The sequence below is a fragment of the Geminocystis sp. NIES-3709 genome (assembly GCF_001548115.1).
In the GTDB taxonomy this organism is placed as follows: Bacteria; Cyanobacteriota; Cyanobacteriia; order Cyanobacteriales; family Cyanobacteriaceae; genus Geminocystis.
This window is the reverse complement of the sequence record NZ_AP014821.1, coordinates 912,520-937,012: the sequence shown is the minus strand read 5'-3', so window position 1 is coordinate 937,012 and position 24,493 is coordinate 912,520. Positions and strand designations below refer to the sequence as shown.

24 protein-coding genes and 2 pseudogenes are annotated in these 24,493 nt (G+C 34.7%); 11 read left to right on the top strand and 15 right to left on the bottom strand.

Going from position 1 to position 24,493, the window contains the following annotated elements; translation table 11 throughout:
* The first annotated feature begins 41 nt into the window (after positions 1 to 41).
* Positions 42 to 380, top strand: a complete 339-nt coding sequence (locus tag GM3709_RS04000; protein ID WP_066116520.1) for a hypothetical protein — start codon at positions 42 to 44, stop codon at positions 378 to 380.
* 78 nt (positions 381 to 458) lie between these two features.
* On the opposite strand, the pseudogene GM3709_RS20045 reads toward GM3709_RS04000, so the two are convergent.
* The 5 genes and pseudogenes from GM3709_RS20045 to pap all read right to left on the bottom strand — a co-directional run bounded on the left by GM3709_RS20045 (position 459) and on the right by pap (position 4,700).
* Positions 459 to 1,423 (bottom strand): annotated as a pseudogene (locus GM3709_RS20045) (ISAzo13 family transposase).
* Between the two features lie 334 nt (positions 1,424 to 1,757).
* Positions 1,758 to 1,892, bottom strand: a pseudogene (locus GM3709_RS21305) (IS630 family transposase); the annotation flags it as partial.
* Positions 1,864 to 2,472 (bottom strand): DUF6444 domain-containing protein, encoded by a 609-nt coding sequence (locus tag GM3709_RS03985; protein WP_066116517.1) that lies wholly within the window; start codon positions 2,470 to 2,472, stop codon positions 1,864 to 1,866. The pseudogene GM3709_RS21305 and the gene GM3709_RS03985, both read right to left, overlap by 29 nt.
* 114 nt (positions 2,473 to 2,586) lie before the next feature.
* A complete protein-coding gene (gene cobO, locus GM3709_RS03980) occupies positions 2,587 to 3,198 on the bottom strand; it encodes a cob(I)yrinic acid a,c-diamide adenosyltransferase (protein ID WP_066116514.1) in 612 nt (203 codons plus the stop codon).
* A gap of 17 nt (positions 3,199 to 3,215) precedes the next feature.
* Positions 3,216 to 4,700 carry a polyphosphate:AMP phosphotransferase gene (pap, locus tag GM3709_RS03975; RefSeq protein ID WP_066116512.1) on the bottom strand — a complete coding sequence of 495 codons (1,485 nt, stop codon included), beginning with the start codon at positions 4,698 to 4,700 and terminating at the stop codon, positions 3,216 to 3,218.
* Positions 4,701 to 4,904: 204 nt separating this feature from the next.
* On the opposite strand from pap, the gene lnt reads away from it, so the two are divergent.
* Together lnt and GM3709_RS03965 are read left to right on the top strand one after the other, a co-directional pair.
* On the top strand, positions 4,905 to 6,521 hold the full coding sequence (gene lnt / locus GM3709_RS03970) for an apolipoprotein N-acyltransferase (RefSeq protein ID WP_071828010.1): 1,617 nt from the start codon (positions 4,905 to 4,907) through the stop codon (positions 6,519 to 6,521).
* Positions 6,522 to 6,575: 54 nt separating this feature from the next.
* Complete coding sequence (locus GM3709_RS03965; protein ID WP_066116510.1) at positions 6,576 to 6,998, top strand: YraN family protein; 423 nt, start codon at positions 6,576 to 6,578, stop codon at positions 6,996 to 6,998.
* Positions 6,999 to 7,188: 190 nt separating this feature from the next.
* Here the strand turns inward: GM3709_RS03965 and GM3709_RS03960 are convergent, their stop codons facing one another.
* On the bottom strand, positions 7,189 to 8,085 hold the full coding sequence (locus GM3709_RS03960; RefSeq protein WP_066116508.1) for a D-alanyl-D-alanine carboxypeptidase/D-alanyl-D-alanine-endopeptidase: 897 nt from the start codon (positions 8,083 to 8,085) through the stop codon (positions 7,189 to 7,191).
* A 72-nt stretch (positions 8,086 to 8,157) separates the two neighbouring features.
* On the opposite strand from GM3709_RS03960, the gene GM3709_RS03955 reads away from it, so the two are divergent.
* From GM3709_RS03955 to GM3709_RS03940, 4 genes are all read left to right on the top strand, one after another.
* Positions 8,158 to 8,802, top strand: coding sequence for a 1-acyl-sn-glycerol-3-phosphate acyltransferase (locus GM3709_RS03955; protein WP_066116504.1), 645 nt, complete (start codon positions 8,158 to 8,160; stop codon positions 8,800 to 8,802).
* A 13-nt stretch (positions 8,803 to 8,815) separates the two neighbouring features.
* On the top strand, positions 8,816 to 9,280 hold the full coding sequence (locus tag GM3709_RS03950; RefSeq protein ID WP_066116502.1) for a phosphoribosyltransferase: 465 nt from the start codon (positions 8,816 to 8,818) through the stop codon (positions 9,278 to 9,280).
* A 202-nt stretch (positions 9,281 to 9,482) separates the two neighbouring features.
* A complete protein-coding gene (locus tag GM3709_RS03945) occupies positions 9,483 to 10,259 on the top strand; it encodes a type 1 glutamine amidotransferase (protein WP_066116498.1) in 777 nt (258 codons plus the stop codon).
* A 56-nt stretch (positions 10,260 to 10,315) separates the two neighbouring features.
* Positions 10,316 to 10,645 (top strand): DUF3082 domain-containing protein, encoded by a 330-nt coding sequence (locus tag GM3709_RS03940; RefSeq protein WP_066116496.1) that lies wholly within the window; start codon positions 10,316 to 10,318, stop codon positions 10,643 to 10,645.
* On the opposite strand, the gene GM3709_RS03935 is transcribed toward GM3709_RS03940, so the two are convergent.
* On the bottom strand, positions 10,642 to 11,040 hold the full coding sequence (locus GM3709_RS03935; protein WP_066116494.1) for a universal stress protein: 399 nt from the start codon (positions 11,038 to 11,040) through the stop codon (positions 10,642 to 10,644). The genes GM3709_RS03940 and GM3709_RS03935 overlap by 4 nt on opposite strands.
* A gap of 70 nt (positions 11,041 to 11,110) precedes the next feature.
* Here GM3709_RS03935 and GM3709_RS03930 point away from each other — a divergent pair, with 70 nt between their 5' ends.
* Positions 11,111 to 11,311 carry a hypothetical protein gene (locus GM3709_RS03930; RefSeq protein WP_066116492.1) on the top strand — a complete coding sequence of 67 codons (201 nt, stop codon included), beginning with the start codon at positions 11,111 to 11,113 and terminating at the stop codon, positions 11,309 to 11,311.
* Between the two features lie 70 nt (positions 11,312 to 11,381).
* On the opposite strand, the gene GM3709_RS03925 is transcribed toward GM3709_RS03930, so the two are convergent.
* Positions 11,382 to 12,380, bottom strand: a complete 999-nt coding sequence (locus GM3709_RS03925) for an RNA polymerase sigma factor, RpoD/SigA family (RefSeq protein ID WP_071828009.1) — start codon at positions 12,378 to 12,380, stop codon at positions 11,382 to 11,384.
* Between the two features lie 472 nt (positions 12,381 to 12,852).
* On the opposite strand from GM3709_RS03925, the gene GM3709_RS03920 reads away from it, so the two are divergent.
* A complete protein-coding gene (locus tag GM3709_RS03920) occupies positions 12,853 to 13,467 on the top strand; it encodes a hypothetical protein (protein WP_066116490.1) in 615 nt (204 codons plus the stop codon).
* A 160-nt stretch (positions 13,468 to 13,627) separates the two neighbouring features.
* The gene (locus GM3709_RS03915; protein WP_066116488.1) at positions 13,628 to 14,443 is read left to right on the top strand and encodes a lysophospholipid acyltransferase family protein; all 816 of its coding nucleotides are present in this window, start codon (positions 13,628 to 13,630) and stop codon (positions 14,441 to 14,443) included.
* Between the two features lie 14 nt (positions 14,444 to 14,457).
* Here the strand turns inward: GM3709_RS03915 and GM3709_RS03910 are convergent, their stop codons facing one another.
* From GM3709_RS03910 to GM3709_RS03900, 3 genes are all read right to left on the bottom strand, one after another.
* Positions 14,458 to 15,615: an LptF/LptG family permease gene (locus GM3709_RS03910; protein WP_066116486.1), complete on the bottom strand. Its 1,158-nt coding sequence runs from the start codon at positions 15,613 to 15,615 to the stop codon at positions 14,458 to 14,460.
* Between the two features lie 5 nt (positions 15,616 to 15,620).
* Positions 15,621 to 16,349, bottom strand: coding sequence for an LPS export ABC transporter ATP-binding protein (gene lptB, locus GM3709_RS03905; RefSeq protein ID WP_066116483.1), 729 nt, complete (start codon positions 16,347 to 16,349; stop codon positions 15,621 to 15,623).
* An 87-nt stretch (positions 16,350 to 16,436) separates the two neighbouring features.
* On the bottom strand, positions 16,437 to 16,880 hold the full coding sequence (locus GM3709_RS03900; RefSeq protein ID WP_066116481.1) for an LptA/OstA family protein: 444 nt from the start codon (positions 16,878 to 16,880) through the stop codon (positions 16,437 to 16,439).
* Between the two features lie 269 nt (positions 16,881 to 17,149).
* On the opposite strand from GM3709_RS03900, the gene ftsY reads away from it, so the two are divergent.
* Positions 17,150 to 18,550 (top strand): signal recognition particle-docking protein FtsY, encoded by a 1,401-nt coding sequence (gene ftsY / locus GM3709_RS03895; protein WP_066116477.1) that lies wholly within the window; start codon positions 17,150 to 17,152, stop codon positions 18,548 to 18,550.
* A 94-nt stretch (positions 18,551 to 18,644) separates the two neighbouring features.
* On the opposite strand, the gene lipA is transcribed toward ftsY, so the two are convergent.
* The 4 genes from lipA to rlmD form a co-directional block, all read right to left on the bottom strand.
* The gene (lipA, locus tag GM3709_RS03890; protein WP_066116475.1) at positions 18,645 to 19,535 is read right to left on the bottom strand and encodes a lipoyl synthase; all 891 of its coding nucleotides are present in this window, start codon (positions 19,533 to 19,535) and stop codon (positions 18,645 to 18,647) included.
* Between the two features lie 22 nt (positions 19,536 to 19,557).
* Entirely contained in the window at positions 19,558 to 20,625 is a 1,068-nt protein-coding gene (locus GM3709_RS03885; RefSeq protein ID WP_066116472.1) for a RuBisCO accumulation factor 1, read from the bottom strand.
* A gap of 83 nt (positions 20,626 to 20,708) precedes the next feature.
* Positions 20,709 to 22,544 (bottom strand): hypothetical protein, encoded by a 1,836-nt coding sequence (locus GM3709_RS03880; protein WP_066116470.1) that lies wholly within the window; start codon positions 22,542 to 22,544, stop codon positions 20,709 to 20,711.
* Positions 22,545 to 23,017: 473 nt separating this feature from the next.
* The gene (rlmD, locus tag GM3709_RS03875) at positions 23,018 to 24,364 is read right to left on the bottom strand and encodes a 23S rRNA (uracil(1939)-C(5))-methyltransferase RlmD (RefSeq protein ID WP_197671880.1); all 1,347 of its coding nucleotides are present in this window, start codon (positions 24,362 to 24,364) and stop codon (positions 23,018 to 23,020) included.
* Positions 24,365 to 24,493 lie beyond the last annotated feature (129 nt).

Here is a 24,493-nt window from a genome sequence, read left to right as displayed (position 1 = left end):
ATACTAGATTTTATTTTAAATTTAAAATCAATAAAGTCATAATGAAATTATATGTTAGTTATGGAAATGAAGTGTCTAATCAATGGGAAAAAATAGGAGAATTTGAACTTCAACCATTAGTTAATAAAGATTGGATTTCGATCGTTGAAAATGAAATATTAATTTTAAATTCTCAGGGTCTCATTTTGCCTAATAATGAACAATTAGAGATTACTGTGTCTTATGCTAGAGCTAATCGGGGTATCAGTATTTCTGTGATTTATGACAATCAAACTTTGATTAATGTTGGCGGTTTTAAATATAATGAGACAGGTTACGATCCTAGTATTATTTTTATGACACCAAAAGGGCTACATTTATCTTTAATGGTTGGCAATTAATTAGAATATTTTGGAAATTAGACAGATTAATTAAGAATTAGATATGGTTTAGGTGATTTCTGAGAAAGAAATTACCCACTAAGAAGGTCGAATAAGAATATCCCATTTAGGTAATTCTGGATTGCGTTCTAAGTACATTTCAATACTTTTCATTTCTTTTTTTGTTAACGAGATTCCTTTTTCATATATTTTTTGTGATAAGTTAACAATTGATTTTAAACCTTTCCATGTCATAGTTTTCGCCCATTCTAACATTGTTTCAACATTACTTAATATCGCCCCGTTCCAATGTTGTTCTAGTATTCCCCAACAGCGTTCAATCGGATTATACTTGCTATGATAGGGCGGAAAATACAGTAACTGAATCTTTTTCCCTATTTTTCTCGCAAATTCTACGATTCTGTTCAAAAACTGAGTTCTAACACCACTGCTTTCTGAACCATTATCCACTTTTATTTGAATTAAGTTTATTTGTTCTTGTTCTTGTGGACTAACCTGCTCCCACCACATCCATAAATTATCCACCATAAAATCACTTGTCTTATGGGAACTACTAAAGTTCAGATATAATTGACCACTATCTTCGTCTACTATACCACAGGGAATGTATTTTTCTTTTCCCCCCATATCATGATCTTGTGCTTGATGATTCCCTCTGGTTTTTCCCCCCCGAGAGTAATCTCCTATATTTACCCTTGCTTTGCAATCCATGCTTAAACGTTTTACTCCTTGCACATTTTTGAGATCTTTATTTTTCACATTTTCAAAGATGGCATCGGTCTCTGGAATTTTTTTTGAGGCTTTGCTTTCACTATTTTTCTTAATCGATAGCCCATTCGATTCAGGATTGTCGCCATTGTACTGGCTACCGGAATTTCTTCTTCACTGAATCCCCTTTGTTTTAACTGAGCGATTGCTTCTGATGCCGTTAATCTCGTATAAGCTATTGATGTTTTGAAACTCGGTTCTTGTTGACAATGAGCTTCCGCTATTTCTCGTAATACAATTGCTACATCTGGACATTTTTGTTCCCATTTTTTCATTCCACTGGACATTGATTGTGCTCCCAAACAGATAATGCCAGTACGTTCTTCTTCCAAGCCCAGTTGAACATTTTCTCTTCCCCATCCCCAAGTTCTTTCTGCTTTTCTAGCACTTCCTCTACAATACTTCAAACACATTTGAGCTTGAAACGAGCGACGATAAGCACCATACATCTTACTTGCCGCCATTCGCATATCTTCGATTTGAGATTGTGTTAGTTGAATAGTGTGACCTACCTGATCCATTCAATGCAATACCAATTATATTTACTGTTAAGCTATGATTATATCACATTTTTGTTTTTTTTGGGTAGATCCTTTTTCAGAAATCACCTAAATCTCTGATCACAAAAGCCTCAAAAGTTAATCCATCTACAGAACCATAAATATTTCTTGATGCTACTACTTCCTTTAAGGATATTGCCGTCACTATAGAAACATTATCCCCTCTTTTCTGGGGTTTTTCTCCTACAATCAAACAAATCCCACATTAATTCACTTAACCTGTCTTCAGGGATAAAATGTTGATTATTCAAGTAGGCACTTATTGCTCTAATTCTTGACCCGTATTGCACGGGTGCTTTCACTTCTTTTGGGAAATTTCCTTGTATTTTTTCCCAGCAGTGAGGACATTGTTTTACCAATACTTGATGTTCTGTTACTTCTATTTTTGGTTCGGGAATATCAAACACTTGCCGAGTGATTAGCGAAATTACTTTTTCTTCTCTCACATCATATCCACATTTTTCACAACTATCAGGGGCAAGGTGTTCAATAATGTGGTCGGGTTTAGATACTGGTGATAATGTATAGCCTTTATGACCTGATTGTCCTCCACTGTTTTTCTGGCTTTTCTCTCTTAAACTTTGAGTTCGACTTGGTGTTTTAAATCCACCGATGGAGGGTGGCTTGAAACTATTTTGACTATTTAACCCCAAACGTTTCTCCAGTTGAGCTATCTTCTCAAGCAATGCTAGAACTTCTTTTTTTACTGCCTCATTTTCTTTCTCTAAGGCAATTATTTTGGGGTTTTGTTCTTCTATGATCATAGAAATTATTTTATCATCTTTTTTCTTCCACTGCTTCTATTTTCTCTAGACCTCGGCAGTTACCCTTTTTTTTCATTAAGTTTTTTTCTACAACCTAGATAATATTGCTATATGTTAAAACTCTATTCCTGCCTGTGCTTTAATTCCTTGCTCTTTAAAAGGATGTTTTATGAGCTTCATTTCTGTTACTAAATCTGCCATTTCTATTAACTCAGATTTTGCTCCTCTACCTGTTAAAATAACATGAGTGTCTTCTGGTTTTTGTTCTAAGATTTTTAACACTTCTTCTATGTTTAAATAATCTAACTTTAAAGCGATATTGATTTCATCTAATAAAATTAATTTATATTCAGAGTTAAGAATAAAATCTTTCGCTTTGTCCCATGCTTTAGTCGCCGCTAAAATATCTCTTTCTCTGTCTTGAGTTTCCCATGTAAAGCCTTCTCCCATCGCATAAAATTCTAACTGATCTGACCACTTTTCTAATACTTCTTTTTCTGCTGGTTGCCATGCACCTTTAATGAATTGAACGATCGCAACCTTGTAACCATGACCTAACGATCGAATTACCATACCTAAAGCGGCGGTAGTTTTACCCTTACCATTACCCGTATGAACAACTATTAAGCCTTTATCATTTTTCATACTAGCTAAACGTTGATCTTGAATTTCTTTACGGCGTTGCATTTTACGCTTATATTCATCATCAGTTAGGACAATACTCATATATTTTTTATGTTTTTTTATGAATTAATTTTATTTTTAATGGCATTGATAACAGTTTCTAAAACAAACACCCTAGCATAATATTTATCATTACCCGGAACAACTGTCCACTGACATTGAGGAGTATTAGTACGGGCGATCGTCTGATTAACTGCTACATCATATAAACTCCATTTTTCTCGATTACGCCAATCTTCATCTGTAAGTTTATAACTTTTGTAAGAGTCATCTTTACGAGCTTCAAAACGTCTCAATTGCTCTTCTGGGCTGATATGTAACCAAAATTTAAGGACAATATAATTTGCACTGGCTAACTGAGCTTCAAACTCGTTAATTTCTCTGTAGGCGCGTCTCCACTCCGCTTCTGTGGCAAAACCTTCGATTCTTTCTACTAATACCCTACCATACCAAGTTCGATCGAAGATTCCTATTTTGCCTGTAGGAGTTAACCGTCTCCAAAAACGCCAGAGATAATGGTGTAAATATTCTTCTTTCGTAGGGGCAGCGAAAGCATGAACTTCATAACTACGAGGATCTAAAATATCCGTAATGCGTTTAATTGCACCTCCTTTTCCGGCGGCATCCCATCCTTCAAATAAAAGTAATACTCCGATATTTTTCTCAAAAATGTCCTTTTGCAATTTTCGCAGTTGCATTTGAGCTTGTTTTAGTTTAATTTGATACTCCTCTTTAGGCAAATGAATGGTTAAATCAGTTTGTCCTAAGTAATCCGCTTCTGTGGGGAGTAATTCAGATTGATGGGGTAAAGAAGGACTTTCCACGCTGATTTCTCGTTTTGCTAAAGCCTCTCGGATAGTTGCCACCAGTTGAGTTAAAACCTTGACTTTTGCCCATCGTTGACAATCTGCCTCCACCAATACCCAAGGGGCGAAACCACTGCTAGTATAAATTAACATTTCCTCAGCTAATTTTTGATACTGATCATAGTTTTTTGCTTGTTGCCAGTCTTCCTTGCGCACACGCCACGACTCAAACTCGTCTTTTTCGTATTCTTTGAGACGATTTTTAAGCTCTTTCTTACTCAAATGAAGCCAATATTTTGCTATTACTGCACCATCTTCCACTAAATGCCGTTCAAAAGCATTAATGTCTCGCATAATTAAAGGAATATCTTGTTCTTTGATTCTTTGAAATAGTCGATCTTCTAAAAGGTGAGTGTACCAACTATGGTAAAAAATTCCAATACTGCCTTTTGAGGGTAACTTTTGCCAAAAACGCCAAAGAAAAGGAAATTTTTGCTCATCTGGAGAGGGGGATAGAATCGGGTGTACTATAAAACCACGAGGATCCATATAATTTGTCATTTGCTTGACTAAGCCACCTTTTCCAGCTGCCGCCCACCCTTCCAATACGACAATAATGGGTAATTTTTTTAACCAACATATATTTTGTAGCGATCGTAATTCCCGCATTAAATCTTCTATTTTGGAGCGATAGGTATCTTTATCTAAAGAGAGACTTAAATCAAGGGTATCTAGCATGGTAATTAGGAATAAGTGATTTTTATGATAAATCTTTGCTTAAATATATAATCATTATCACGAAAAAAGATTACTCTTAATATTCTTTTAACAATTATTTTAAATTTTGCTTGAAATTTCTTTACGTCTTTGCATCTTTGCGAGATGTATTTAAAATATTATGATATGACAACATTTTTATCTCTTAAAATTTAGTATAAATAAATGGCTTTTAATTCTTTGATATATTTAACAAAAAAAATATCTTTTAAATATCTAATATTTGCTTTAATAGGTGGTTTATTCATGGGTTTAAGCGTTGCCCCAACGAAGTTATATTGGTTGGCATGGATAGCATTAATTCCTTTATGGATTACCTTATATCGATCGAGTTTGACAGCTATTTTAAGTGGTTTTTTTTGGGGATTTGGTTATCATGGATTTGCTTTATTTTGGATTACGGGAATTCATCCAATGACGTGGATGGGAGTCTCATGGTTTAATAGTTTTATTATTGCTACTTTTTGTTGGATTTTTATAACTCTTTGGGGTGCAATTTTAGTGACGTTATGGGCTTATCTTTTAAATATTTTAATTAAGCATAATCATTCACTAATAATAATTTTTTATGGGGTAACTATTTGGTGTGTATTGGAAAAAATTTGGAGTTTTAGCCCTCTGTGGTGGACATCTTTATCTTTTACTCAAAGTCCTGATAATTTAGCTATTTTACAGTTATTAAAACTGTCAGGTACAACGACTATTACTGCTCTTATTGTTTTAATTAACGGTTTATTTGCTGAAAATATAATTTTAATTTTAGAGAGTAATAAGGATAATAAATTTTTAATTTTAGGAAAAAATCGAATTAAGTCTATCTCCTATAAATTTATCATTTATGGTGTCATAATTTTTACATTAACTCATAGTATTGGCTATCTAATTTATCAACAAAAAATAGTTGATCGACCAGAAAATGTTATTAAAATAGGAATTATTCAGGGTAATATACCTAACGAAATTAAACTTTATGATCCCGGTTTAAATACGGCTTTAATTAACTATACTAAAGGCTATATTGATTTAGCAGAAAAAGAAGTTGATATAATTTTAACTCCTGAAACAGCGTTACCTTTTTTTTATGATCAAATTGCTGAAAATAGTGTTTTCTCTCAGGCTATTCAACAATATAAAATACCTTTATTTTTGGGTGCATTTGATCGAATAGATAATAATAGATATACTAACAGTCTATTTGTTCTTAATTCTGAAGGAAAAGTGATTAGTAAATATGACAAAATAAAATTAGTACCACTAGGAGAATATATTCCCTTTCGTGCCATTTTTGGGAGTATAATTAGACGACTTTCTCCCTTAGATACAGAACTAATTGCCGGAAAAAAAGAGCAATTTTTAAAAACTCCTTTTGGACAAGCCATTGTTGGTATTTGTTATGACTCAGCCTTTGCAGAAATTTTCCGTTATCAAGCCTTGAAAGGAGGACAATTTATCATTTCTGCTTCTAATAATGCCCATTATGATGATACCATGCCAAAGCAACACCACGCTCAAGATGTGATGAGATCGATCGAAACCGATAGATGGATGGCAAGAGCAACTAATACAGGTTATTCTGCTATTATTGATCCTCATGGTAACACTGAATGGATTTCGGACATAAATAAGTACCAAACCCATGTAGGAGAAATTTATCGTCGAAGTACTATTACTTTTTATGTGGCAAAAGGAGACTGGTTAATTATTTTCCTAACAATACCACTATTCATCAATTTAGTATTGAAATTTGTAATTAAAAAATCATTAAATATTTCCAATGATTAAGAAAAAGTTATCGAATTATTTGGAGAAGTTACACTCAAATAAGCTAAAGTTGTCATGAAAAAGATTGGTGAATTAGGAGAAGAAATTATCGCTCAATACTTGATTAATAAAGGTTATGAAATAATCCATCAAGGTTGGTATTGTCGTTGGGGTGAAATGGATATAATTGCTCAAAAAAAACCCTCCAATATTTTAATTTTTGTAGAGGTAAAAACCCGCAGTATTAAAAATTGGGATAATGACGGTATTTATGCGATTACTCAAGGTAAACAGAAAAAATTATGGTTAACAGCAGAAAGTTTTTTAAGTAAAAATTCGACTTTAGCAACACTTAATTGTCGTTTTGATGTCGCTTTATTAACTTATCAAAAAAATATCGAGAATAATCGATCGATAAATTTAATTTTTGAAGGAAGTAATATTTTCTATCAAGGTTATAAATTTAAGTTAGTTAATTACATTGAAAATGCGTTTTAATAAATACTAAATAATAAACTATTATCACCTCAGTTCGACATAAAATTTTTGATGAAGGTAGGAGATAGGAAAAAGGAGATAGTAACAAGAATTGATTAATAGTTTTTTATCAATTATTTAATCTAATACCTAATAACTTGTTTTTACCTATAAATCTTGCATCAAACTGAGGTATTATCCATTAATTTTTCTACTGACAATTTCCAGTGGTATTTAAGGTAAGGACAATTTCATCGATCGCTCGTACTAATGCCGCGCCCGATTGGTTGGGATGATTAGCAAGAATACTAAACACTAATGTACCATATTGACGATGATCAAGATAACCTGATAAAGCTCTAACTCCTGTTAAAGTACCAGTTTTAGCGTGTACAATGCCTTGTACGGGAGTTTGTTTCATGCGATTTCGTAAAGTACCACTAATTCCCGCAGTGGGTAAAGAAGCAAAGAAAATATCCCGTTGAGGATTGGAATACATTACTCTGAGAGTATCGACTAAAACTCTTGGTGTTGCTGAGTTACGACGAGATAACCCTGAGCCATCGGCAAAATAAAAACCTTGAGGATTAATTCCCAATTCCGCTAAAGTTTGTTTTGCGATCGCACCTCCTCCAATTCTTTTTAACAGAGTGTCGGCATAGTAATTATCACTTCTTAAATTCGTCACCGTTACCCATTCTTTAAGAGATTTATTGGCACTGATAGTAGTGGAAGGTGATAATCTTTGTAACGCCGCCGCCGTTGTTAAAATTTTCATGTTGGATGCAGGGATAAACCCTCGATCGGCATTATAGTTATAAATAGTTTCCCCATCAGAAAGTTTTTGTACCAAAATACCCCAACTACCACCGTAACGTTTAATAATTTCCTCTATAGATGGAGCGATAAAAGAGCTACAAGAAGAAGGAGAAGGAGAGGAATAAGGTTTATTTTCTGGAGGTATAATTTCGATGGGAATGGAAATAAAATCTTGATTGTAATTATAATTTGTTACCGTTGGTTCAATGTCTTGTGCTCGAACAGGAGACAGACAGGTTGTTAATGTGAGCAGAGATAACCAAGAAATAAATTGTTGCTTTTTTAGCATAAGATTAATTTTTGAAATAACTATAACTAAATTTTCCGTATTTTAACAATATCTTAATTTTTTATAAAAAGAATGAGTGAGAATAACCCAACTCAAAAAATAGTCAAAACCAAAACAACAGTTTACCATCTTGTTCGTTCTTTTGTTGTTAATCCTATTTTTTCCTTTTACTTTCATGGAAAGGTAACAGGTAAGGAAAAAATACCACCTAAAGGTAAATTAATTATTGTCAGTAATCATGCTAGTGTTTATGATCCTCCTTTACTTTCTGCGGCCATTACTCGCCCTGTTTCTTATATGGCAAAGGAAGAATTATTCGCCGTCAATGGTTTAAAACAGCTTATCACAGCATTGGGCGCTTATCCGGTTAATCGGGAAGGAGTCGATCGAAAAGCCATACGTCAAGCCATTTCTCGTCTCGAAGAAGGATGGGCAACAGGTATTTTTATTGAAGGTACTCGTACTGTGGATGGAAAAATTCATGATCCGAAGTTGGGGGCCGCTTTGATTGCGGCAAAAGCACAAGCTCCAATACTACCTGTTTGTCTTTGTGGTACGGAAAATATTGTACAATCTGGAAAAAAATTACCTCGATCGATCGATATTCACATTAAAATAGGGGATATAATCCAGCCACCATCATCAGGTAAAAAAGAAGTCTTAGAAGCCCTCACCCGTGAATGTGCAGAAAAAATCAATTCCCTTCATAATAGTTAGGATTTGCTGAACAATGACAGAAACTGCCAAGAATCAAAAGGAATTAGAATTTACATGGAAACAATTTAGAGAATATTGTGAAGTGGTGGCTACCGCTATTATTAGCAGTAAAAAATCTTATTCTCAAATAATTGCTATTGCCAGAGGAGGATTTTATTTAGGAGATTATCTATCCCGAAGGTTAAAATTACCCTTATCCGTAATAGTTGCCCAAAGTTACTCTAAAGATAACCAACAAGAAGAATTACAATGGGGAAATTTGTCTTATATCAATCCACCTCAAGATAAAGTTTTATTAGTTGATGACTTATTAGATACTGGAATCACCATGACAATCATTAAAGAAATGTTAGAAAAAACATGGAATGTGGAAGTGGACACAGCGGTGATATGGCAGAAATCCGGTAGTCAATACCAAGGTAACTATTTTTACAGTGTTACCCCAAAAGATTATTGGATAAAACAACCATTTGAATAAATAAAGACTTATCTAATCTGGAAATGATGATTAAATTTCGTAAATAACTGGTTAAAATCAATTTAAAGAGTTTTAAAGTCAATTATTATTGCTTTTCCCTCTTACCTTTTCCCTCTCATCACTGAAAATTTATGATAGAGGTGCAAGATCTAAATCAGATATAATTGATTAATTAATTAACGAATTTAATATTTACCGTTTCATGCACTTAACTATCGGTTGGCTTTATCCTAAATTAATGAGTACCTACGGCGATCGAGGTAATGTTATCTGTTTAGAAAGAAGATGTCAATGGCGTAATTTAGATGTCTCTATATTGCCTTTGGAGCAAAATACAGATACAAAGACGTTTCAAAAATTTGATCTTATTGTTGGCGGTGGTGCTCAAGATAGACAACAAGAAATCGTGATGCGGGACTTACAAGGAGAAAAAGCGGAGATTATGAAAGAAAAAATTACTGATGGTATTCCGGGTGTGTTTACCTGTGGTTCACCTCAGTTACTAGGTAAATATTATGAACCAGCGATAGGACAAAAGATCGATGGATTAGGGATATTAGATTTAGTCACCAAGCATCCCGGGCAAAATGTACCTCGATGTATTGGAAACGTAGCCTTTGACATTGTAGCTTCTCCTCTGGCTGAAGATTTACAGGAAATGTTAGGGGAATCTCCCACAGTTATTGGTTTTGAAAATCACGGCGGTAGGACTTATTTAGGTGAAGTATCCCCCTTAGGTAAAGTTGTTAGTGGTTATGGTAATAATGGAGAGGATGGTTTTGAGGGGGCTTTTTATCAAAATGCGATCGCCACTTATGCTCACGGGCCTCTTTTGCCAAAAAATCCTTTTTTAGCTGATTGGTTAATTATCAAGGCAATCGAATATAAGTATCAAGAAAAAATTAGTTTAACCCCTTTAGATGACAGTTTAGCCGATCGAGGGCGAAAAACTATGTTAAAAAGAATTCTCGCCGGATAATCAGAAAAAAGCATATTAATATAATGTTAAGATGAAATTAATTTTTATTATTAGTCATGAGTGATACTGAAACCAAAGATAAATCTATTATTGTTACAGAAGAAAATAAACAACAAATTACCCCCATACGTTGTTTTACGGGGGCTTCAATTTCTGGGGCATTGGCGATCGCTGCTTATTTATTAACGAAATCAGTTATACTAACTTATACAACAATGCCCATAAAATTCAATAATCAAATGGCCGCAAGTATTGCATCCAGTGTAAGAACTTTAATTATGGGTGTCACCACCATGGCTACTTTTCTCTTTTTAATGGTGACAGTTGGTTTAATCGGATTAGGAATTAAGTTAATTATCGACAACAGCAAAATAATTAATAACTAGGGTACAACTAATACAGGACAGGGTGCCAGATTAATCACTCGATTAGTTACGCTATCTTCTGCACCATCAGCAGTTAAGCCTAACCCTCTACACCCCATAATAATTAAATTTGCCTCTACCTCATCAGCTACATCACAGATGGTAAAAGAAGCCATTCCCTCCCGTTCGATGATTTCTGCATTAATATTTTCTTGGGCAAATAATTCTTTTGCCCCTGCTAAAAGTTGAGCAACACTATCTTCATGACTCATGATAGAATCATCCTCAGTGGATTTTTCAACTACAGAGAGTAAAAATAGTTTACTATCATAGGTTTTGACAATATTACTCACGATCGTAACTGCATCTCTGGTTTCTCGACTTTGATCGATGGGAAAAAGAACATTTTTAAACATAACACATACCCCATATAGTGAATAATTTATATTCAATAATTATCTATTATCCATTATTCAAGGATTTTTTATGACTAAAACAGTAAATTGTGAAGTTGAATGTCTTAATGGTTGTATTTTGGAGGAAGAATGTCCTAACAAAGAATTTGTAGCCGAAACTTCTAAATTTATCGAGACGACTCCCCTTGATAAAATGTTGGAAATGGCGGAAATTGCTCGACTTAAAAAATTGAGCGAGCCTCCAAAATGGATAATTCCTGATGATTTTTAATTTAAATTTTTATATTTCTTTCTGTAACTAAAATTTTTGTTTGAGATGGTGGGGCAATGCCCACCCCATTTTAACTTGCCACAATATATTCTTTAACACTGCTACGTTTTTTTCTCAAATGAGCCAAGGCTTGTTGTTCTAACTGCCTAACTCTTTCACGACTGATATTCATTCTTTGTCCTATTTTAGCCAAAGATAATTCTTTACCGTCTTCTAACCCAAATCTGAGTTTTACCACTTGTTGCTGTTGGGGAGTTAACTCTCCTAGCAATTTATGCAAGTCTTGACGCATCAATTCTTGAGTGATATAGCTATCAGGAGAAATACCATCATCTTCTAATAGTTCCGATAGTTCAGTGTCTTGGTTATCTCCCACTTTCACGTCTAAGGATATGGGTTGACGGGCGATACTGAAATATTCCCGAATTTGAGAAGGTTCTAATTCTAAAGCGACAGCTATTTCATTAGGAGATGGACTTCTGCCTAGTTTTTGAGATAATTCTCTTTGAGTTTTTTTGATTTTATTGAGTTTTTCGGTAATATGAATAGGCAGTCTAATAGTTCTTGCTTGTTGTGCAATGGCACGGGTAATAGCTTGACGAATCCACCAATAAGCATAAGTAGAGAACTTGAAGCCTTTTGTGGGATCGAATTTTTCCACTCCTCTTTCTAAACCAAGACTTCCTTCTTGGATTAAATCCAAAAACTCCATATTTCTTTTCTGATATTTTTTGGCGATCGCCACTACTAATCGCAGATTGGCTTCAATCATTTTTTGCTTGGCACGTTTACCTTGATGAGTAATTTTTTTGATTTCATCAGGAGTTTTATCAACAGCAGTAGCCCATTCTTCTATACTAGGTTCTCTATTTAAGTCTTTGGCTAATTCTTGTTTGATATTCTGCAAAGTCATCATTTGTTGTACTTGTTTTCCAAAAACAATCTCCTGTTCATGACTTAAAAGAGGAACTTTACCGATTTCTTGCAGATAGGTACGCACCATATCTACTGTACTGACTTTTCTTTTATCAATTTCGTTTATTCTAGCGGTAATTTTAGCGGTGGACATAGGGCTTATATTCTCCTAACTTCAAGCTCGATATGGTTTCTGAAGATTGTTTCGACAAGCAACCTTTATTTTTAAGAGAAGTCATTATGACTTTGATTTACCATTATTTATATTGTACTAACTATTTAGACGTTAATTTTTTAATAAAAGTTCACGATCGAGGTTTTTATTTTTATAATATTAGTTTTATCTTAATTCTAATATCTTAATTGTAGTCAATAGTTAGCTGAGAGTTTTTTAATTTTCTTTAAGTACTCAACTCTATGATGACCGATACTCGATATAATTGTTAGCCCCTCAACAGAGTGATCACCGAACTTAAAGATTCGTTACATTACGATACACAATTCTAGTATTCCCGAAAAATAGAATAAACTGTCAAAAAAATTAGTTCGATGAAAAATTGATAATGAAGAATGCGATCGCTTTTTGGATAGGATAAAATTGTAGAAAAATTAATGGAGACTTAACCGTGACAACAACGGCAGAAGATGTGTGGCAACTATTAGCAGAATTAGCGGGTTCTCAAAAAGAAACAGAACGTCTTTTACAACAGCAATCCCTAGAAGCGGATCAACGTAATAAGGAAATATACCAAGGGTTTAAAGAAACAGACCAACAGTTTAAAGAAACCGATCGTAGAATCCGTGAAGTCAATAAACAAATTGGTGATCTGGGTGGTAAGTGGGGGCGTTTTGTGGAAAATATGGTCGTCCCTGTCTGTGAAACATTGTTTTTAAATCGAGGTATTCCTGTTCATCAAGTTAGTCAACGAGTGAAAAAACGTTTCAATGGAGCAATCCTAGAAATTGATGTGCTGGTGACAAATGAAGATCATGTTTTAGTTGTAGAAGTTAAAAGCAGTTTAGGGGTTGATGATGTCAAGGATCTAATTCATGATTTAGGAAAATTTAGACAGTTTTTTCCTGAATATGCTCCGAAGCAACTCTATGGGGCTGTAGCCGGTATTGAAATTGAAGACGGAGCTGATAAATATGCCTATCGTCAAGGATTGTTTGTTTTAGCTCAGGCAGGTGAAGCCGTTTCAATCTTAAATGATTCCGCTTTTCAACCTAAAAATTGGTAGTATCATCAATTGCTTTTTCCAGAAAGAAGAGGTGATCGTATTTCAAGTCATTTTTGAACAAAACTTTTTAAAGTACCGTTATAGTATTGAATAATTGTTGTTTTAATAATATTTTGGAGAGGTCTAATAGTTATGAATTGTCGTATTTTCTTTCCGATATATGGATAAAAAAAATTTTGGTTGGTCATTGACGCAAAGAGATTCTAAAACCATAGAACAGTTAATGCCTTTTTGGGAATTCCTTTATAAATATTATTTTCGAGTAGAAACCAGTGGTTGGGAAAATATCCCCGAAGGACAAGTTTTATTAGTCGGTTCTCACAATGGCGGTATCGCCGCACCTGATATGGTTATGATGATGTATGATTGGTTTAAACGCTTTGGAACCGATCGTTTAGCTTATGGTTTAATGCACCCTCTCGCATGGACTGCTTATCAAAGTTTAACCAATGTCGCCGCTAAAACTGGAGCCATTCGTGCTAATCCTAAAATGGCGATCGCTGCTATTGAAAAAGGAGCTACTATCTTAGTATATCCAGGGGGTGCAGAAGATGTATTTCGTCCTTACACAGAAAGAAATAAAATAAAATTGGTTGGCAGAAAAGGTTTTATCAAATTGGCGTTGCGGTATTCTTTACCGATTGTACCGTTAATTTCTAAAGGCGCCCATGAAAGTATTGTGGTGTTAGGAGATTTATATGAACAAGCAAAAGAGTTGAATAAGAGAGGTTTATTTCCTTGGATTTTTGATCTCGATCCCAAAATTTTTCCTATTTATTTAGGTTTACCTTGGGGTTTGGCTCTTGGCCCTTTACCCAATATACCATTACCTATTCCTATGACAACTAGGGTTTGCCCTCCTATTTATTTCGATCGTTATGGAATAGAAGCTAGTAAAGATAAAGATTATCTTACGGAGTGTTATGATCTTGTGGTTAATTCCATGCAAAAAGAGCTAGATAGGTTATATTCTTAACGTACATTTTATAATTATTTGGCAGATTGGATTAATAACCATGTACCTGTACCCAATCCTAACAAGTTAGGCAACCATGCCGCCATGAATGGGGTAAGAATACCCCAAATTCCCATGGATTCACTGACAAAGGATAACAGATAGTAAGAGAAAATTAAACCTACACAAATACCAAAACTGGTGGCTTTATTGGTGTTTTGAGGACGAACTCCTAAGGCCGCTCCAATTAATCCAAAGACTAAACACACAAAGGGTAAAGATATTTTTCCTTGAATGCGTACTAATATTTTACGGATTTCTTTTTCGTTAGCCTCTAATTTAACTATTTTCAAATGTTCTCTAGCTTGAGCTATACTCATTTCATCATAACTGGGTGGTCTTTGAGCTAAATCGAGGGGAGCTCTTGATACAGCTAATTGTTGATGTTCAAAACGAACTATATTGCGATATGCTCCATCTGGTGATATGAGGTAAATTGTACCGTTGAAAAAATCCCAGACATTTTCTCCTATATTCCATGTAGCAGTTTGAGATGTCAAAATCTGGTTTACTCCTTCTCTGGAAAGATCTAAAATGGTTAAGTCTTTCATTTCTTCCCCATTAAATTCTTCAGCATAGAACAAACGCACTAATACTGAATGGGTACTACCGTCTTCATATTCAACAGTTTTATATTCAGGATAAAGAATATTTCGATCTTTAAAAGTGGGGCGTACTCTATTTAAGGCTTTTTGAAGAGTTAAGGTGGCTTGTCGATTTGCGGAAGGAGTGACAACATCATTAATAAAAAATGTTATGCCTGTGACGATCAAACTCAAAATAATAGCGGGTACAACTAATCGATAGACGTTAACACCGATACTTTTTAGGGCAATGATTTCACTATCACTGGATAAACGACTATAAGCCATTAGGGTAGCAAGCAGGACTGACATGGGGAATGCTAGGGCGATAAATTCAGGCATTCTTAGCAGTAAAATTTTGAGGGCAACGGTTAATAATAGTCCTGATTCTGTGACTTTGCGGATCAGTTCAAATAGTGTGCCGATCGACAATCCCAAAGAGGTAAATAGTCCAATACCAAAGAGAAAGGGTAATAGTAGCTCGATCGTGATGTATCGATCCATGACCGATATTTTGGGTAAAGATATTGATAAGGGTTCTTTTTCCATGGGATTTAGACTTGAAAATTATCTCCTAAATAGTATTGTCTGACGAGGGGGTTATTGTAAAGTTCTTCACCAGTACCTGATGCTAATATTTGTCCCTCTCTCATGATATACGATCGATTGGTAATCGCTAAAGTCTCTCGAACATTATGATCTGTAATTAATATACCCATACCTCGATCTTTGAGTCCTGCGATAATTTCTTGAATTTCTGATACGGCAATGGGATCAACCCCGGCAAAAGGTTCATCTAACAATAAAAACTTAGGGCCATCTTTGCCTACGGCTAAAGCCCTTGCTAATTCAGTTCTACGTCTTTCTCCTCCCGAAACTTGAGATCCTTGAGTATCGATTACTTGTTCCAATCGAAATTCAGCAATCAATTGATCTAAACGCATTTTCCGAAAACGAGGAGATGTGTTAGTCTGTTCTAACACCAATTGTATATTTTCTTTTACACTCAAATTTCTAAAAATACTTGCTTGTTGAGTTAAGTAGCCAATGCCTAATTTAGCCCGTTGATTTAATTGTAAATTTGTAATATTATCTTCATCTAAATGAACACTACCCTCATTCGGCTTTACTAAACCCGTAGCAATATAAAAAGTAGTGGTTTTACCTGCACCATTAGGGCCTAATAAACCAACAATTTCTCCCTGAGAAACTTTCAAATTAACCCGATTAACAATACATCTTTTGCCATAATATTTATGGACATTTTCTAACAATAATTTCATTATGTAGTTTGAACAATGAGCAATTTATTTTGATTTTTCACGATCGCAAGAACAACCATTGTTAATTATCAATTATCAAAGTCAATTTTATTTAGTTTCATTTTCTTCGACTAAGTAAACCGATTCTACTTGTTGTTTTGTTTCTGGAGTAGCTATAAAACGACCTTCGTCAATTAAGTATGTCATAGTTTCTGCTCTCATGGTATTTCCTTCTTGTAAAACATACACATTTCCTGTTAGTACTAAACGTCTTTCTCTACTAAAGTATTGAGCTTGGGTGGAAGTAGCTTGAAGATCTCTGGCGGGATAATTAATATAAACATTTCCTCTTGCGGTAATTACACCTGTGTCTGAATTGGCTTCTTGAACATCTGAGCGAACAGTTAAAGGTTGCCGTGGTGCGACGGATTGAGCTTTTACTTGATTAAACTTAAATTGTGCAGAAACATTCACAACGCTAAAAGTCAAGAGGAATAATGCGATTAAAGATGAATACAATGTTGTTTTGCTTTTGTCGATCGAGGGTTTCATAGGTATAAATGGCGAAAATTTTGAGTCAATCAATTTTAATCTTATTTTTGCTTATTAGCTATTTTAACTTTCTTTTCTGATAAGGTAAGACGCATTTAAGTTGGATATAATTTTGTTACTAATCATTAAATCAATCTCCTTAGTTTTCTAGTCTCATGTTTATCAGTAAATCTAAATAGGTTTTTACTTAGTGCTATTTTTGAGAGGAAAGGCAGAACGAATTTAGGTTAAAGTAATAAATATTCATCGCATATTAATTATAATCTTTTATGTTTAATTGGTTTCGTCGCAATAAAGAGAATAAAGAAAATAATCCTGTTACCCCTGTTGTTGTCGAGAATAAATCAACGGTAGAAGAAACAAAAACAGAAGAAGTTATTACCCCTATAGCAGATCAAGTCTCCTTAGAATGGGCAAAGACAGCTTTTGCAAATATACAAAAACAAAAACAGCAATTACAAGAAACAGAACCAGAAGAAACAACCCTCGAATCTGTTTCTGAAACAATCACAGAAAAAATAGAATCTTCCACCATTGAACCTGAAACCGCTCCCAGTGAAGATACTGTCTTAGAAGAAACCATCGAAGAAAATGTTCCAGCTTGGTTACAAAAATCCGATCGATTAGAAGTGTTGAAAGAGACAGCTATCGAGCCTGAGCAAGAGCTAGATGAAGATTTCTTATGGTCTGCTCAAGTTTTAGCAAATCAAGGAAGATCTCCCGATGATGTGTCAGAAGATGAGTTTATTTGGCTTAAAAAACTTCGGCAAGGCTTGGGTAAAACTCGTCGGAACTTAATTAATCAACTGAAATCTGTTGTTGGACAAGGGCCTCTCAATCAAGAGGCGGTGATGGAAATTGAGGCAATGTTATTAAGTGCGGATGTGGGTATCGAAGCCACAGATTATATTATTACTACTCTGCAAAATAAACTCAAAGAGGAAGCCTTACCTCCAGAAGAAGCGATCGCCTATTTGAAACAAATTTTACAACAAGTATTAGATGAACCTCTTAAAAAACTTACCAAGACTGAATTTGAGCCAGAAGAAGATAAACTCAATATTTGGTTATTAACAGGAGTTAACGGTGTCGGCAAAACTACCACGATCGGTAAATTAGCCCATTTAGCCCAAACATCAGGTTATAAGTGCATAATTGCGGCGGCGGATACTTTTCGAGCGGCGGCCGTGGAGCAAGTTAAGGTGTGGGGTGAAAGAACCAATACTCCTGTAATTTGTAATCAAGGACAAAATACGGATCCCGCCGCTGTGGTATTTGACGGCATTAATGCAGCGATCGCACGGGAAGCTCATTTATTGTTAGTTGATACCGCAGGAAGATTGCAGAATAAAAAGAACTTAATGGAAGAATTAGCCAAAATACGCCGAATTATTGATAAAAAAGCGATAAATGCCCATATTGAGTCATTATTAGTTCTGGATGCCACATTAGGGCAAAATGGACTCCGACAAGCCCAAATATTTTCGGAAGCAGCCCAATTAACAGGAATCGTATTAACTAAACTAGATGGCACGGCAAAAGGAGGAGTTGCCCTTGCGGTATGTCAACAATTAAACTTACCTATTCGCTTTATTGGTGCAGGGGAAGGCATTGAAGATTTACGTCCTTTTTCTAGTTATGAATTTGTTGAGGCTTTATTATCTGCTTAAACCTCAGTTCAACATAAAATTTTCGATAACTATTTAGGATCTGCTGAATAAAAAAGGAGAAGAAAAATAGCTAATATATAAATATTAAAGGGTTTCATAATCGAGGGTATAGTTCCATCAGTTTTCTTACTTCTTCTGCATGGTAAGAGCTACGAGTCAATGGAGATGATACTACCTGTAAAAATCCTAGTTTTTTTCCGTATTCACTCCAAGAGTTGAATTGAGTAGGAGTAACAAATTCTTTGACTAACAAATGATGAGAAGACGGTTGTAAATACTGCCCGATCGTAATAATATCACAGTCAACTCCTCGTAAATCTTCCATGACTTGTTTTACTTCTGTGTCAGTTTCTCCTAACCCTACCATAATTCCCGATTTGGTGTAGGTTTTTGGGGACAATTCCCTCGTTTTTTTCAACAACTCTAAAGATCGACCGTATTCTCCTTGAGGACGCACTTTTCGATATAATCTTGGTACAGTTTCTGTGTTATGGTTTAAAACCTCTGGTTGTGCCTGTAGAATAATCTCTAAAGCCCCCCAATTACCGCATAAGTCTGGAATTAACACCTCGATCGTGGTGTGAGGTGACAACTGCCGAGTTGCTTCGATACAAGCCACAAATTGACTAGCACCACCGTCTGGTAAATCATCCCGATTAACAGAGGTAATTACCACATGATTGAGATTAAGTCTTTTGACTGCTTGGGCTAATCGTAAGGGTTCTGTGGTGTCAAGTGCTTTAGGTGCCTTATCAAAATCGATGTCACAATAAGGACAAGCACGAGTACAAGCAGGCCCCATAATTAAAAATGTGGCTGTACCTACATTAAAACATTCCCCAATATTAGGACAAGATGCTTCTTCACAGACAGTATTTAAGTTTAAATCTCGCAAAATATCTTTAACATTCCCCACCCGTTGAATTTGCGGTGCTTTTACCCTCAGCCAATCTGGTTTTGGTGTTACAGTTTTTAATGTATTCATGATTTTATTGCATTATTTATTATTAATCGTCCATTTGCCAAGGTTCAGTTAAATTACCTTCATCAAGGATTTTTTTCGGTCTTAAAATTAGTAATAATTGTCCTAAAATTTGGTTACTGGGTGCACAGTTAAACCATTTTAATTTTAGTCGATCGTCTTCTAGGACTAAGAAATAATGATTAATATTCCACTCTTTAACGGCTAAATCAACCACTATTAATAAATCTTCCGATTTTGTACTGGTTTGTTTTGGTAAATCCTCACTTTTACAGAAAATAACGGCAGGATGTTGTGCTTTTAAAACAACTTGCCAACTAGGAATACAGACTAACTCTATACCTTGAGAAATTTTAGTCACTCCAAAGGGATCAACTAATTCAAGAATAGGTATATTATCTAAGTGTTGAACATTTAAAGGAAAAGTACCCGCCACAGGTAAAATACAGGGTAACTCTTCATCAGTTTCTAAACGATAAATAGGTAATAAAGGTGCATTTTGTGTCGAACTAGAATCAGCGGCTTCGGTTAATAATTGCTCAATTAATTGTCTAGCAGTGGAAGAATAGGCAAATTTTAAGCCTTCGGCAATCAAACGAGCTTTATCTGCTAATGTCTTTTTTTGACGGGCATTTTTCCAATGTTGATAAGCAACAGCATCCCCCGGATGAAGGGTAAAACCTGTCGGTGGTTGAGATAAATGGGAAAAGTGTTTTATGGCTTTAGCTACCGATGATGCACCGTCCACATCTAACTGTTTTTCTTTAGCTAATAGAGCCGCAGCCAGTCTTTCTTGATGGTTTAAAATTCTAAACTCATATAATACATCACTGCGAGGACCTTGATAATAGCTTAATAAGTCTTCTTGTGCACCTTCTTTGACTAAACTTTCATAAACTTGACTAGCAACAATGACTAAATTTTGTTGACTGGTTTGTAGTCCAGTTTTTTCAAAAATTTCTTGACTCTTGACTCCTGTTTGTTGAAGTTTTTGACAGGCTTTTCCCCAATCTACCCAACAACCTTCTTTATGTAATAAAGATGTCATTATATCTTCTTGTTCTTCTGGTGTAAGGGTTTTATTTTCAGTCATAAATAGTTATTTGAAGGTTAGGAATTAGATAAAGGAAAATAATTTCAGTGGATTTAACAAATTAATTGACAAAAAGTCTATTTTTATTCGTAGTTTGTAGAACGAACTTCATAATTTAAAGAGGGATTTAAGTCATTGTTCCATCTACGGATTTCTTCTCTGGCTTGATTATAAGCAGGAGTACCACTAGGGATCATTTCTGCAATTTTAATGGCTTGTTCGATCGAGGTTAAGGAGTAGTCTGACGCTACTCTACGAGCCGTGATTAATAGCTGTTCTGACCATCGATTAATAGCTTGACGACTTTGGTTCTCTATGGTGGTGGTAGAGGGGATTCTACGAGCAATACTAATGGCAGTGGAAAGAGATTGAGGATCGTTATTTTGAGCATTTTGGTAGGCTCTTTGTAGGTCTTCTTCCGCATTAATTTCTCGTCGCCAACGTCTGATTTGATTTTGAGATTCGGTATATAATGCCCTTCCTCTACCAATACGACTAGCGACATTAATGGCTTGTTGGTAATTATTTCCATTGCCTAGGGAGATCGCTTGATCTAATATTGGTTGATCTTCGACTCGTTCAATATTCCGTCGCCATTCTCGTATAGAATCACTAGCTTCCGAGTATAATGCTCGATCGGACTGAATTTGACTAGCTTGATTAATAGCATTTTGCCATGATTGAACATTATTTCCTAATGCCAACTCTTGAGCTTTTGCTAGAATTGGTTTATCTTCTTGTATTTGTATATCTCTTTTCCATTGTCTAATTTCTTGACGAGCTTCTCGATATAAAGGGTTATCATTCGTAACTAATTCCGCTTTAGCGATCGCTGCATTTAAGTCTCCAATCGTACCAGATCTTGCTAAATCACGCGCATTAGCTAGATGAACTAAGTCTTCTTTTTGAGCTATCCACCCTTGTGATAGTTCTCTCGCTTTAGAATATAGTTTACTATCGCTAGGAATTTGTTCCGCTTCAGCTACGGCTAATTCCATTCCTGATACTGTTCCTAAATTGGCATTTCTTCCCGCACTAGCGATTATTGTCCAATCTCTAGCTTGATTTTTGAGCTTACTTTGATCGGGGATTCGAGAAGCTAAGTCACCCAATCCGTTCCAATTTTTATTATCTACGAACCCAACTACAATATCAGTAATTTTATTTTCAGCTTCTTCTATTAATTTACTAGCTTCGTTGTAAGAATAACTAGAAGGAGGAATGGTGGACGCGATTTCAATAGTTTTTAATAAGCTATCTAAATCTCCAGATCTTAAAGTAACATAAGCTCCATCAAGTTGTTTACTTTCTTCTCTAGCTAAATTAATGGTTTTAACTGTTTCTTGATACTTCGTCGTTTGCCAATAATCATTTTCAATATTTAACAATTTAACAGCAACTAAAAAAGCCTTATTCCATTGAGAATTTTTTAATTCTGACTCAACTTCTTCTTGAATTGCTTCAGCTTTATCCCAAATTTCTCGCCATTGAGTGATGGTTTCTTGGACGATACTAAAATTTTCTACGGTGGAGGGAATTTTACGAGCTATGGCGATCGCCTCCTCTAATTTTCCTTGATTTAATTCTTTTTCAGCTAATACTAAAATTTCATTAGACCATTCTTTAATGTGACGATTAATTTCATTACGAAGGGGATGATTAGGAGATAATTCTTCTAACAAAGAAATGGCTTTCAACAGACTATCAACATCATTTTTTTCTGCTGACAGTTGTGCGCAATAAATGCGATTAGTTGCGGAACTAAATAATAAGGATATACTATTACAACTGGGATTACTCGGCAAACGTAATAATACTGTGGTTGCTAAAAATCCGATACCGCCGAAACTAACGGCTAAAATTAAACTTAATAACTGCCATGAAATTTTCCAATTATTATTTTCGGTTTGTGTGGTCATAGGTTAAATAGTTTATCTCAAAAGTTCGATCGAAATAATATGTACAAATATAAGAGAATAAGATTACAGTTCTTGAAATTTTGTATTGATAATGAGAGATAGAATTTTACTTAGCATATCTTAACATGACATTCAACTTTTAGAAAGAAAACTACCCAAGATTAACCTGAAAAAGATGTGAAATTATTTATGAATATAGAAAATAAGAGACAAAAAGTGAGATATAGTAGTAAAAATTGATTCAAAACTTATCAAAATTGATTCTAAGCAATTATTTACAAATTTTAATTATCCTTGCTAGGTAAGATAAATCTTAATTACTACTCCCAAACTCCTATCAATAATCAAGGGTGAACTATAAAATTATCAGTAAATAGAGGGAAAAGGGAAAAGTAATAAGAATTGACTTATTTCAACTATTATTAAATTTAATACCTTTTATTTCTAAAAATTTTCTCCGGTTAATCTAACTCTTAAAGTCGTTGAAGAATTACTGCTGTTTCCACATGGGGAGTTTGAGGGAAAAAATCCGCAGGTTGTACAAAGGTTAATTGATAATCTCCGTTTTCACACAACATTTTTAAATCTCTTGCTAGGGTAGCTGGATGACAACTTATATAAATAATTTTTTCTGGTTTTAAACTTAATAAAGTTTCGATAACTAGAGGTTGACAACCTTTTCTTGGTGGATCAAGAATAATTATATCGGGTCTTTCATCAATCTCTGGTAAGATAACCTCGGTTTCTCCTAAAATAAATTTAGCATTATCTATATTATTGATTTCTGCGTTACGGTTAGCTTGTTCGATCGAGATATTATGAGACTCAATACCGATAACCTGTCCTACTTTTTTGGCGATCGGTAGTGTAAATGTACCAATACCACAATAAAGATCAATTACCGTTTCATTCCCTTGTAAATTTAATTGTTGTAAAACTTTATTAAATAATGCTTCTGCAACGTTAGTGTTAACTTGGAAGAAAGTTTCAGGGCGCAAATGGAAAGTTAAACCGGCAAAAATCTCATTGAGATAAAGTCGGCCTGCTAGTAAATCTGTTTCTTTGCCAAAAATAACGTTAGTGGATTTCGGGTTATGATTTAAACAAACTCCCACCAAGTTAGGATAACGCTGTAACCATTTTTGCGCTTGTTTTTCGATAATCCCATTACTAACTTCCGCACTAACAAGAGTTAATAAAATTTCTCCCGTATTTTTACCAATACGAAAACAAAGATGACGTAATGCACCTTTTTTTGTTTTCTCATCATAAACGGGTATTTGTAATTGTTGTAAATCTTGTTTAATTTCTTTGAGAAGGAGGTTGAGTCGATCGTCTTGTATGGGACACTGATTAATATTAACAATCTGATGACTACCCTGTTGATAATATCCTGCTTTAATTGTGCCTGTTTCTGACACACCCAAAGGATAATTAACCTTATTGCGATAGCCTAAATCATCATCGGAGAATATTTTTTCTACGGTAAAGTCACTAAAGCCACCGATACGAGTTAAAGTTTCTTTGACTTGATTTTCCTTTACTTTAAGTTGATACTCATAGTCTATATGTTGCCATTGACAACCACCACACTTATCTGCAACTATACAACGAGGACGAATACGATATTTTGAATTTTCGTGTATTTGTTCTAATTTTCCTTCTGCGTGTTTCTTTTTAACTCTAATAATACGACTAGAAATTTGATCGCCTGTCACCGTATTAGGCACAAAAACCACCTGTTGATTAACTTTCCCGATACCATTTCCTTCACTACTAACATCTTCTATATCGAGAGTAACTAATTCGCCCTGTTGTATCATTGATAAACCTATATTTTGGAACTAAGTTTCATTTTATAATGGTTTACTCATTTAATTTTCTGAGTTTATCTCTAATTGAACCTCAGTTGGACATAAAGAAAATGATAAAGGTACTACCGATAAGAG